Below are 11408 nucleotides of genomic sequence, written 5' to 3' on the forward strand. Positions count from 1 at the left end.
AAGATACGAGCGTGGCACTCGCGCCTCCACGCAGACCACCCGGCAACCGCGGCCGGCGCCTATCGCCTGCTGTCAGCGATCTGCAAGACGGCGGTGGTGGGCGGGATTATCCCCAACAACCCGTGTCGCGTGTCAGGTGCGAGCGTTGAGCGCCCCAAGCGGCGTCCGGTTGCGTCGGTCCCCGATGTCGCACGAGCGGTGGCGGCGGCACCCGAACGGTTCCGCCTCGCGCTCCTCTTGGCCGCGTGGTGCCAGTTGCGCCGAGGGGAGGTCCTGGGGCTCCAGCGCGCCGACGTGAACCCGCTGAAGGGCACGGTCACGATCACCCGGACGTGGACCACGAGCGGCGAGGGACCGCCCAAGACGGAGGCCGGGTGGCGCGTCATCACCATGCCCGAACCCGTGGTCACCGCGATGCGTCAGCACCTCGACCACCACGTTGGACAACAGGCAGATGCGTGGCTGTTCCCCGGTGCCGGCGGCAAGCCTGTCGCGCCCCGCACCCTCGACCGCGTGTGGACGGAAGCCAGAGAGGCGGCAGGGCTCCCGGCCCTGCGCCTCCACGATCTTCGACACTCGGGGCTCACGTGGACCGCGGAAGCGGGTGCGTCGGTGGCTGAGCTGATGTACCGCGCTGGGCACTCGTCGCCGGCAGCGGCCATGCGTTACCAGCACGCCACCCAGACGCGAGACGAGGCTCTAGCGAAGGCGCTGAGCATGCTGGCGAGAGCGAAGCCGCAGACACGTGCAGACAAGACCGGAACGGTCGACGCAGAGTGACGAGCCCGACGCGGCCCTGACCAGGAACAACCGTGGCAGCCCCAACGGGATTCGAACCCGTGTCTCCACCTTGAGAGGGTGGTGTCCTCGGCCACTAGACGATGGGGCCCGGTGCCCTGATGGGCCGGTTCATGCTAACTGATCGGCGGGATCCTCCCCCTCCGGCGGGGAGCGCCGGCGAGGCGGGAATCTGGCACAGCCGAGGGCCCGCCGCGACGGCGACGCCCAGCTCATGAGAGGGACGACGCCCGGCCGGCACCGGCGGAACCCGTCCGCCCGGTGTGGCTCGGTTGGCTCGGGGGGGAGGACTCGAACCCCCAATAACAGGGCCAGAACCTGCCGTGTTGCCGATTACACCACCCCCGAACGGGTGACCCCGCAGGCTAGCCCAGCTTGTGCAACCGCGAGTACCCCACCACCCGGCCCACGGCCACGCCCACCGTCTCCTTGGCGAAGTACGGCACGGTCGACCAGCCGGTGATGGGCGAGTGGGTGGTGGGAGCCGGCCACGCCTGGAGGCCCAGGTCGGTGGCGATGGCCAGGCTCCGGTCCTCGTGGAACCCGTCGGTGACGATCAGCACCTTCAAGAGGCCCCGCTGGTGCAGCGCGGTGGCCGCCTGCGACAGGTTCGCCCACGAGTCGGTGCCGCCGACCTGGACGATGTCGCCGGCCGGCACGCCGTTGTGCTCCAGCCAGGTGGCCGAGGCCTGGGCCTCGGTGAACGTGTCGCCGGGCTTCTTGGACCCTGTCACGACGATCTCGGTGGCCAATTGCCGGTGCCACAGCGAGGACGCGTCCTGGAGCCGGGCCACGAGATCGGGCGAGGGCACGCCGTCGTACTGGGCCGCGCCCATGACGACGATCGCCTGGACACGGCGGGCGTCGTGGTGGCGCGACGTCAGCCACACCTGCACCCCGGTCACGGCCAGGTACCCGCCGATCAGGATGGCGATGATGACGATCCGCTGCAGGACCCACCGGATCGCGCGTGCGCCCCGCACCACCGCGTCCCCCAGCATCGCCACCGGTCAGTCCCCCGTTCCGTTCCGGCCCAGTCCCGCCGGCCCGCCGATCAAGCCGCCGTCAAACCACGGCCGGCCCGAGGCGCTCCCGGGCGGCCCGCAGCCGCGCCAGTACAGCCTCGCGCCCCAGGACCTCCAGGGACTGGAATAGGGGCGGCCCCACCCGCCGGCCGCTGACCGCCACCCGGACGGGGGCCTGGGCCTTGTTGAGCTTGCGGCCCAGGGCGTCGGCCAGGGCCTGGGTGGCGGCGTGCAGGGCGTCCGAGGTCCACTCGCAGTCCCGGTAGCGGTCGAGGGCGGCGTCGAGCACGGCCGGGGCCGTCGGGTCGGCGGCGACGGCCGCCCACGACGCCTCGTCGACGAGCGGCTCGTCGACGAACAGGAAGTCGACCATGGCCGGCACCTCCCCCAGCACCTCCACGCGCTCCTGGACGAGGGGCGCCATGACCCGGAAGACGCCCTCGTCGAAGCGTTCGGCGGCCCAGGGGGCGGGCGGCGCCGACGTCCACGGCCGGGCCGCCTCGACGAACTCGTCGACCGGCATGGCCCGCAGGTACTCCTTGTTCATCCACTTGAGCTTGTCCAGGTCGAAGAACGCCGGCGCGTGGTTCACCTCGGACAGCTCGAAGGCCCCCACCATGTCCTGCACCGACAGCACCTCGCGCCCGTCGGGGTGGCTCCAGCCCAGCAGGGCCAGGTAGTTGCGCAGGGCATCGGGGAGATAGCCCTGGTCGCGGTAGGACTCCACCGCCACGTCGTCACGCCGCTTGGACAGCTTCTGGCGCCGTTCGTTGACCAGGAGCGGCAGGTGGGCGAACGCGGGCAGGGCGGCGTCGGGCCCTTGCAGGGCCGACCACAGCAGGAGGCCCTTGGGCGTGGACGGCAGCAGGTCCTCGCCCCGCACGACGTGGCTGATGTCCATGGCGACGTCGTCGACCACGTTGGCCAGCACGAAGAGCGGCGCCCCGGTGGACTTCACCACCACGAAGTCCTCGATGGACTCGTGGGCGAAGGTCACGTCCCCCCGGATGAGGTCGTGGACCACGGTGGCGCCCTCGTCGGGGACCCGGAACCGCAGGGCCCGTTCCGGCCGGTCCAGCCCCCGGTCCCGGCAGAAGCCGTCGTAGCCCGGCGTGGCGTTGCCGCGGGTCCGGGCGTCGATCTCCTCGCGCCTGCACTCGCAGGCGTACAGCGCGCCCGCCTCCCACAGGGTGTCGACGGCCCGGGCGTAGGCTTCGGTGCGCGCCGACTGCCGGAAGGGCCCCTCGTCGGGCTCCATGCCCAGCCACGACAGTGACGACAGGATCCCCTCGACCCATTCCTCGCGGTTGCGCTCGGTGTCGGTGTCCTCGATGCGCAGGATGAAGGTGCCCCCGGTGTGGCGGGCGAACAGCCAGTTGAACAGGGCGGCGCGGGCGCTGCCGACATGGAGGAACCCCGTGGGCGACGGGGCGAAGCGCACCCGCGGCCGGCCGCCGCCGGCGGCGGCCTCGGGGGCCACCGGGGCTACTCGTCCTCGACGAGCGTGATCGCCCCCGTCGGGCAGTTGTTGGCGGACATCCGCACCTTGTCCCACAACTCGGGAGCGGGGTTCTCGTCGAGGACGTAGAGGAACCCGTCGTCGCGCACCTCGAACACCTCGGGTGCGATGCCCATGCACACGGCGTTGGACGCGCACACGTCGTAGTCCACGACCACCTTCATGGGACGCACCTCCGTTTCGCCTGCGCTCCCCACCCCCACGGTGGGCGCCACGCGGGCGTGCTCGACGGGAACCGGCTGGGAACGACAGGCAGTGTAGTGGTGGGCGCCGGGCGCCCCGGGACGGGCGGCGGCGACCCGGCCGAGGGCGGCGGGCTCAGGGCTTGTCGGTGCCGAGGACCCACATGGAGAAGAACTGGGAACCGCCGCCGTAGGCGTGCCCGAGGGCCCGGCGGACGTTCTCCACCTGGTGCTCGCCGGCCTGGCCCCGCGCCTGCATGGCCGCCTCCAGGAACCGCAGCATCCCCGAGGCGCCGATGGGGTTCGACGACAGCACGCCCCCCGAGCAGTTCCAGGGGATGTCGCCGCCGTCGAGGGCGGTGGCGCCGGCGTCGGTGAGCTTCCACCCCTCACCCTCCTCGGCGAACCCGAGGCTCTCGAGCCACATCGGCTCGTACCACGAGAAGGGCACGTACACCTCGGCCACGTCGATCTGGCCCCGGGGGTCGGTGATGCCCGCCTGGCGGTAGACGTCCGCCGCGCAGTCCTTGCTCGCCTGCGGGTTCACCTGGTCGCGCCCGGCGAACATGGTCGGCTCCGAACGCATGGCCATACCGTGGATCCACGCCGGCGGGGCACCCGACGCCGAGGTTCCCGCCACGCGCTCGGAGGCCAGGACCATGGCGGCCGCCCCGTCCGAGGAGGGGCACGTCTCCAGGTAGCGGATCGGGTCCCACAGCATGATGGAGTCCTTCACCATGTCGAAGGAGATGTCCTCGATGTGCAGGTGGGCGTAGGGGTTCTTGAGCGCCTGCAGGCGGTCTTTCACCGCCACCAGGATGCCGATGTGGTCGGGGGCGCCCGAGCGGCGCATGTAGGCGCGGATGATGGGGGCGAAGAACCCCCCCGCTCCGGCCAGCAGGGGCGCCGAGAAGGGCTGGGGCACGGACAGCGCCCACATGGCGTCGGAGTCCGACTGCTTCTCGAAGGCCACGGTGAGGACCCGCTCGTGGCGGCCCGACGCGACCAGGTGGGCGGCCACGATGGCGGTGGACCCGCCGACGGAGCCGGCGGTGTGCACCCGGAGCATGGGCTTGCCCACCGCACCCAGCGCCGGGGCCAGGTACAGCTCGGGCATCATGACGCCCTCGAACATGTCGGGCGCCTTGCCGATGACGACGGCGTCGATGTCGCCCCAGTCCATGCCGGCGTCCTCGAGGGCGCGCGCCGCTGCCTCGCGGACGAGGCCGGCGATGGAGACGTCCTCGCGCTTCGCCGCGTGCTTCGTCTGGCCCACCCCGATGACGGCGCACCGTTCGGCCATCACGCCCCCTTCCCGCCGGCGGGGGCCGGCTCGGCCGCCAACGCGCACACCAGGTTCTGCTGCAGGCACGGACCGGAGGTGGCGTGGGCGATCGCGGTGGCGGCGCTGCCGTCCATGATGCGCGACGCGGCCTCGCCGATGCGCACCAGGCCGGCCACCATGAGCGCGTTGGCGGCCAACGCCCCGCCCGACGGGTTCACGGCCACGCCGTCGGAGAGGCGCAGGGCATCGCGCAGGATCAGCTCCTGGTGCGCGAAGGGCGCGTGCAGCTCGGCGACGTCCACGTCGACCGTCGCGTCCGCCCCGGCGTCGAACACGCCGGCGGACTCGGCGGCGGTGCGCGTCGACGGGGACTGCGTCAGGTCGCGCGCCCCGAGCGCGTGGGCTTCGATGCGGTGGTCCATGCCCGTGATCCACGCCGGGCGCTCGCACAGGCGGCGCGCCCGGTCGCCCGCCGCCAGGACGACGGCGGCCACCCCGTCGGTGATGGGCGGGAGCGTGTGGCGCCGCAGGGGCGCCACCACGTAGTCGTCGGCGAGCAACTGGTCGGCGGTCTCGTCCTTCGCCACCTGGGCGTTGGGGTTGCCGAGGGCGTCGCGCCGGCTGCGGGCGGCCACGGCGGCGAAGTCCTTCTCCGTGGCTGCGCCGGCGTCGATGAGCGCCCGGGCCTGCAGGGCGGCCAGTGCGACCGGGTCGGGCCACATCGGCGCCATGTAATAGGGGTCGAGCTGGAGTGCGAGGATCCGGTCGAGCTCGGTCGGCGAGGAGCGGCCGAAGCTGTAGACGAGGGCGGTGTCCACCTCGCCCTCCTGGAGCAGGGTCCACGCCTCGTAGAGCGCCCAGGCGCCGTCCATCTCCACGTGGCTCTCGCGCATGGGGGGCCACACCCCGACGGCGTCGAGGGCCATGACGAAGCTGAAGGGCGCCCCCACGAGGTAGTCGGTGCTCCCCGAGCACACGAAGCCGATGTCGCTCTTGGTGATGCCGACGTTGGCGAACACCTCGGTCACCACCGGCATGAGCATCTCGACCTCGTTGCGGTGGTCCTCGCGCCGCACCGACTTCGACTGCGCGAACGACACCACCCCGACGGGGCGCACGGGCCGGCGGGGGGACGCAGCCGCGCTCACAGGTACTCCTTGAACGACTCGTAGTCGGCGTCGGGCTCGCCGCTCGGCCGGAAGTACTTCACCGACGCCGACGTGAGGCCGAGCTCGGACTCGTCGACCCACACCGCCTCGACCCGCAGGCCCATCCGCACCTGGTCGGGGGGGATCTCCTGGATCAGCCCCATGAAGGCGATGTTGGCCCCGTCGAGGAGGACCTGTGCGCAGATGTAGGGGATCTCGATGGACTGGCCCTGGAACGGGACGTTGACGACGCAGTACGTGGTGACGGTCCCGGTGTTGCCCAGCTCCACCTGGTCGGTGGTGGCGACACCGTCGGTGGGGCACGACCCGCGCGGCGGCACGTAGACCTGCCGGCACCTGGGGCAGCGCTGGCCGAGGAACTTCCCCTGCGCCATGCCGTGCAGGTAGCGGGACTGGGCCAGCCCGGCGGTGTACTGGTAGTCGATGCGGATCGGGGTCGACAACGTGGTGACCGGGGCCGCGCCGGGCCCGCCGGCGTCGGTGGGAGAGGAAGCGTCGCTCACGGGTTGCCCCCCTCCGGCACGAAGCACTCGATGTCGGCCAGCTGTCCCAGGCGCTCGGCCGCGGGGCGCAGCTTGGCCGTCACGCGCATGCCGCTCGCCATGGCGTCGGGCGAGCCCGCGTCCACGACGTGGAGCATGGCGGTGTCGGCCCCGTCGAGCAGGACGAGCGCCCAGGCGAAGGGGCGGCCGAGGGGCTGGCCCTTCTTCGGGGCCGCCGCCCACGACCACGTGGTCACCACTCCCCCCGGGCCCACCTCCACCAGCTCGCCCACGTCCTCACCGGTGATCGGGTCGTACTCGGTGGGGGGGACGACCACGGTCGGCGACCCGTCGGCGGCGGACGAGCGCGCCCCGAGGATGCGCCCGTCGTCGCGCAGGGCGGTCAGGAAGGCCCCGATCACCGGCCCGACCGAGCGGACGTAGGGGTACTCGAGCACATGGGGCGCCCGCAGGACCTCGCTGTCAGCCATCGCACCCTCCCCTCGGTCCGGCCCGACGGCGCAAACTAGAACACATTGCAGTTTCGTGCCAGCCCGGGACGCGGCTCTCCCGCCGGTGGCGGTCGGCCGGCGGCGGTCGGCGAGCGGGTGTCAGAAGGTGAGGATCTGGCGGATGATCTCGCCCTTCTTCATGGCGTCGAAGGCCTCCTGGGCCTTGGAGACGTCCATGCGCGCCGAGATCATGCCGTCGAGGTCGAGGCGGCCCGCCTTCCACAGCCGGATCAGGCGGTCGAACTCGCTGCGCACGTCGGCGGACCCGTAGTACGAGCCCAGCAGCTTCTTCTCCATGAAGAACAGCTCGAAGCAGTTGAACTCGACCATCTTCTCGGCGCTGCCGGCGCCGACGATGACGGCGGTGCCGCCACGGCGCACGGCGTCGTAGGCGGCCCTGATGGTCTGGGGGAGCCCGATGCACTCGAAGGCGTAGTCGAACCCCTCGCCCGCGTTGATCTCCATGTTGGCGGCGTCGACGTCGTCGGGCTTGACCCCGCGGGTGGCCCCGAAGCGCTGGGCGTCCTCGAGCTTGGAGTCGACCATGTCCACGGCCACGATCTCGGCGGCGCCGGCGATGCGCGCCCCCTGGATGGCGGCGATGCCCACGCCGCCGGCGCCGAAGACGACGACGCTCGAGCCCGGCTTCACCTTGGCGGTGTTCAGCGCCGCCCCGACACCGGTGGTGACGCCGCAGCCGATGAGGGCGCCGATCTCGTAGGGGACGTCGTCGGGGATCTTCACGACGCCCTGCTGGGGGAGCACCATCTCCTCGGCGAAGGTGCCCGTGCCGGCGAAGCCGAAGATGGGCTGGCCACCGCGGGAGAACTTGGCGGCCCCGGCGATGTTGAAGAAGATCTGCACGCACAGGTTGGCCTCGCCCCGCAGGCACGCCCGGCAGGTGCCGCACGGTGGCGTCCAGGCCACGATGACATGGTCGCCCACCGCCACCTGGGTGACGCCCTCGCCCACCTCGATGATCTCACCGGCGCCCTCGTGGCCGAGGACGGCCGGGGCGGGCTGCGGCAGCGTGCCGTTCATGGCCGACAGGTCGGAGTGGCACACACCGGCGGCGTGGATCTTCAGGCGGACCTCGCCGGGCCCGGGGTCGGCGACCTCGACGTCGTCGTAGATCTCGACGAGCTCCTTGCCGACCTCGTTGAAAATCGCTGCGCGCATGCGAGCTCCCTCCCCTGGGTGTCGACCGTGCCTCCCTGGCGTCGACCTGTCTGCGCATTCGACCATGCGCCGATGGAGGCCGCAACACCGGGCCCGATCGCGGTCAGGGGGCGTCCCCGTTGCCGGCGACGCCGAGGCCCTCGGGGAGCAGGAGGTGCACGGCCACGGCCAGCTCGTCGCGGACGCGGTTCATGTCGCTCCAGCCGTTCACCCAGCCGACCAGCGAGGAGTACCAGACATGGCCGATGATGCGCGTGCGCTCGGCGTGGTCGGGGGGCCGGGGCTCGCCGATGGCCCGGATGATGATGCCGTCCATGAGCGCCCCCATGTGCTGCTGGCACTCGATGGCGCCCGGGTCGGGCGAGGCCAGCGAGGCGAACACCGCCGCCACCAGGCGCGGCTGGCGCCCCATGGCCCGCAGGGCCCGCTCGAGCACGTCGACGACGCGCTCGGAGGCCGTCACCCCCCGGGGCGGGGCCTGGGCGAGGCGGGCGTCGAGCTGCTCCACCCAGAAGACCAGCGCCGCCGCCAGCAGGTGGTCCTTGGAGGCGAAGTACCGGTACACCGTGCCCATGGCCACGTGGGCCCGGGCGGCCACGTCGCGCATCTGGACGGCCTCATAGCCGCCTTCGAGGCCGAGTTCCATGGCGGCGTCCACCACACGCTGGCGCCGCGCTTCCTGAGCACGGGTCAGGGATCGGGGGAGCACCCTCTCCTGCACGGGTGGTCACCCTACTCCCCGCCCTGCCTGGAACGGAACCCGTTCTACCCCCGGCCGAGGGGCGCCCCGCGGGCCCGAATCTGACATGGCGTCAGCAACCGGGGGTAGCCTGGGGCCAGCATGGTCCCGGACTCGGGCGACGCCGCCCTGGAGATGATCCTCGACCCCACGGGGGAGCCCGAGACGCTCGCCGCCACCGACGGCCGGGTGCCCGGACGGCGGGGGCGGGCCACCCGCTTGCGCCTGCTGGAGTGCACGGCGGAGCTCCTCGCCACCACGCCCTGGCGCTCGATCAAGGTCATCGACATCGCCCGCCAGGCGGGCACCTCGCCCGCCACCTTCTACCAGTACTTCGAGAACGTGGAGCAGGCCATCCTCGTGATGGCCGAGGAGCTCATGGAGGGCGCGGGCACGCTGGCCGAACTGGTGGACGGCGACTGGTCCGAGCCCACCAGCTGGGAGACGGCCCGCCGGGTGGTCGAGGGCTTCATGTCGTACTGGGAGTCCAACCGGGCGGTCTTCCGCGTGGTGGAGCTGGCCACCGAGGAGGGGGACCTGCGGTTCCAGGGGTTGCGGGTGCGCGCCCTCAACGCCGTGACGGTCACCCTGGCCCGCGTCATCGCGTCGGGGGGCGCGGGACGCAGCCCGGCGGGTGCCGACGCCATGGCGGTGGCGGCCACCCTCATCTCGATGCTCGCCCACGTGGCGGCCCATCGCTACGGGTTCGAGTTCTGGGGCATCCGCACCACGGCCATGGTGGACACCCAGGCCCGGGTGCTGCACTGGGCGGTGACCGGCCGGCCCTCGCCCGAGGGGATCGACAGCGGCGGCGTGCCCGCCCCGCGCACCGGCGCGGTGGTGGGGGGCGGCGCGGCGCAGAGCCGCACCGCCCAGGCCCGCAACCGGCCCGAACCGCAGCCCCGCCGTCCTGGCGCACTCTGATCGCGCCGGGACGCACGCGGCGGCCGGGCGCTACTTGACGGCGACCGGGTTCAGCGGCGAGCCGAGGCCGTTCGTGAACGGCAGGGGCGTGGCGTCGAGGAGGAAGGTGTAGGCCCCGTCCGCCGCGCAGTCGGCGGCGAGCCCGTCGAGGACCCAGTTCTGGCCCTGCGTCATGCCCATCTCGACGAGGTGGAGGAGGTGCACCGGCAGGTACAGCTCGGCGTCCTCGCACGGGATGACCTCCAGGGCCATGGTGTCGGTGGCGACGGCGGCGACGTCACGGGCGTGGAACCACTCGGCGGTGCCGATCGACAGCCCCGAGGACAGCCCCATGTACTGGAGCACGTCGTCGAACCGCAGCATGTTGGGGAGCGGCACGGTGGCGCCGCCCGCCGGGAACCGCTGCGACATGCGGAGGCGCGCCATCTGGCCGGTGCGCACCAGCACCACGTCGCCGGCCTCCACCTCGACCCCGGCCAGCCCGCAGGCGGCGTCGAGGTCGGCGGGCGAGATGGCGTAGCCGCCCTCGAGGACGTCCACCTCCTTCGCCCGGGCGACGTCGAGGAGCACGCCCCGGCTGACGAGCGAGTCGACCAGGTGGATCCCCAGGCGGCTCGCCCCCGCCGAGGTCACCGTCGACGCCGCGTACCCGTTGTAGAGCCGGCCGCGGTAGCTCACGTGGGCCAGGCCGTCCCAGTGCGTGGCGCCCTGGAGCGCCATGACCACCATGTCCTCGTTGGCGCAGATCCACTCGGGGTCGTCCGACAGCGGCACGTTCACGTACGACATCGTCCGCAGCGGGTTGAACCGGCCCGGGACGATGCCCTTCTGGATCCCCTCGGCCTCCGACAACGCCAGACCCAGCGGGATGGCCTTGCCCACGCGCACACAAGCGGCCGCCCGGCGGCGGACCTCCTCGGTGACGAAGTTGAGCGTGCCCAGCTGGTCGTCGTCTCCCCAGCGGCCCCAGTTGTTGACCCGGGCCGCGATCGCCGTGAACCGTTCGGAGGCTGCCCCCATAGCCGCCGCAGGCTAGCGGTGGCGGTGGGCGGGCGCGGCGGTGCGGGCCGACCGCAGAACGCCGCAGCGCAGAAAATGGCTGGTCGGCGTGCCCCGTCGGTCGTAGACTGCGGTCCTCAGACACTCAAGGAGGACGGGCCCATGCGCATTGCGACCCTCCTTACCGGCAAGGGTTCGACCGTCGCCACGATCACCGGCGACGCAACCGTGGCCGCAGCCGTGGCCGAGCTCCGGGCGCACGGCATCGGTGCCCTGGTCGTATCGGCCGACGGCGAGCACATCGACGGCATCGTCTCCGAGCGTGACATCGTGCGCGCCCTGTTCGACCGGCACCAGGCGCTCCTCGACGAGCCCGTGCGGTCGATCATGACGTCCGCCGTGTTCACGTGCTCACCCGAGGACGACACCGAGGCGCTGATGACGGCGATGACCGAACGCCGGATCCGGCACGTCCCGGTGGTCGAGGACGGGATCCTGCGCGGGATCGTGAGCATCGGCGACGTGGTCAAGAACCGGATCACCGAGCTCGAGAAGGACCGCAAGGAGCTCGTCGAGTACATCAACGCGCGCTAGG

13 protein-coding genes and 2 tRNA genes are annotated in these 11408 nt (G+C 72.3%); 3 read left to right on the plus strand and 12 right to left on the minus strand.

Translation table 11 applies throughout. The annotated features are described in order from the left end of the window. The coding region (locus VMV22_01070) for a site-specific integrase (GenBank protein HUY20909.1) at positions 1–780 on the plus strand (780 nt) is incomplete at its 5' end. 33 nt (positions 781–813) lie between these two features. Here the strand turns inward: VMV22_01070 and VMV22_01075 are convergent. The 11 genes from VMV22_01075 to VMV22_01125 all read right to left on the minus strand — a co-directional run bounded on the left by VMV22_01075 (position 814) and on the right by VMV22_01125 (position 8872). Then, a tRNA-Glu gene (locus VMV22_01075) sits at positions 814–889 on the minus strand. A gap of 182 nt (positions 890–1071) precedes the next feature. After that, a tRNA-Gln gene (locus VMV22_01080) sits at positions 1072–1146 on the minus strand. A gap of 17 nt (positions 1147–1163) precedes the next feature. Then, entirely contained in the window at positions 1164–1799 is a 636-nt protein-coding gene (locus VMV22_01085; protein HUY20910.1) for a YdcF family protein, read from the minus strand. A gap of 64 nt (positions 1800–1863) precedes the next feature. Then, positions 1864–3303 carry a glutamate--tRNA ligase gene (gene gltX / locus VMV22_01090; protein HUY20911.1) on the minus strand — a complete coding sequence of 480 codons (1440 nt, stop codon included), beginning with the start codon at positions 3301–3303 and terminating at the stop codon, positions 1864–1866. 5 nt (positions 3304–3308) lie between these two features. After that, entirely contained in the window at positions 3309–3506 is a 198-nt protein-coding gene (locus VMV22_01095) for a ferredoxin (GenBank protein HUY20912.1), read from the minus strand. 154 nt (positions 3507–3660) lie between these two features. Then, the gene (locus VMV22_01100; GenBank protein ID HUY20913.1) at positions 3661–4827 is read right to left on the minus strand and encodes a thiolase domain-containing protein; all 1167 of its coding nucleotides are present in this window, start codon (positions 4825–4827) and stop codon (positions 3661–3663) included. Beyond that, on the minus strand, positions 4827–5957 hold the full coding sequence (locus VMV22_01105; GenBank protein HUY20914.1) for a thiolase domain-containing protein: 1131 nt from the start codon (positions 5955–5957) through the stop codon (positions 4827–4829). Before VMV22_01105 ends, VMV22_01100 begins: the two co-directional genes overlap by 1 nt. Further along, positions 5954–6481 (minus strand): Zn-ribbon domain-containing OB-fold protein, encoded by a 528-nt coding sequence (locus VMV22_01110; GenBank protein HUY20915.1) that lies wholly within the window; start codon positions 6479–6481, stop codon positions 5954–5956. The genes VMV22_01105 and VMV22_01110 overlap by 4 nt, the downstream gene beginning before the upstream one ends. Then, positions 6478–6951 carry an OB-fold domain-containing protein gene (locus VMV22_01115; protein HUY20916.1) on the minus strand — a complete coding sequence of 158 codons (474 nt, stop codon included), beginning with the start codon at positions 6949–6951 and terminating at the stop codon, positions 6478–6480. Before VMV22_01115 ends, VMV22_01110 begins: the two co-directional genes overlap by 4 nt. A 120-nt stretch (positions 6952–7071) precedes the next feature. Beyond that, complete coding sequence (locus VMV22_01120; protein HUY20917.1) at positions 7072–8151, minus strand: Zn-dependent alcohol dehydrogenase; 1080 nt, start codon at positions 8149–8151, stop codon at positions 7072–7074. A gap of 103 nt (positions 8152–8254) precedes the next feature. Next, positions 8255–8872, minus strand: coding sequence for a TetR family transcriptional regulator (locus VMV22_01125; GenBank protein ID HUY20918.1), 618 nt, complete (start codon positions 8870–8872; stop codon positions 8255–8257). Positions 8873–8992: 120 nt separating this feature from the next. Between VMV22_01125 and VMV22_01130 the strand changes: the two genes are divergently transcribed. Continuing rightward, positions 8993–9814, plus strand: a complete 822-nt coding sequence (locus tag VMV22_01130; GenBank protein HUY20919.1) for a TetR family transcriptional regulator — start codon at positions 8993–8995, stop codon at positions 9812–9814. A 30-nt stretch (positions 9815–9844) separates the two neighbouring features. Here VMV22_01130 and VMV22_01135 read toward each other — a convergent pair whose 3' ends face one another. After that, positions 9845–10834: a cyclase family protein gene (locus VMV22_01135; GenBank protein ID HUY20920.1), complete on the minus strand. Its 990-nt coding sequence runs from the start codon at positions 10832–10834 to the stop codon at positions 9845–9847. Between the two features lie 141 nt (positions 10835–10975). Between VMV22_01135 and VMV22_01140 the strand changes: the two genes are divergently transcribed. Further along, positions 10976–11407, plus strand: coding sequence for a CBS domain-containing protein (locus tag VMV22_01140; protein ID HUY20921.1), 432 nt, complete (start codon positions 10976–10978; stop codon positions 11405–11407). Position 11408: the final 1 nt, after the last annotated feature.

This window comes from Acidimicrobiales bacterium, assembly GCA_035531755.1.
In the GTDB taxonomy this organism is placed as follows: domain Bacteria; phylum Actinomycetota; class Acidimicrobiia; order Acidimicrobiales; family UBA8190; genus DATKSK01.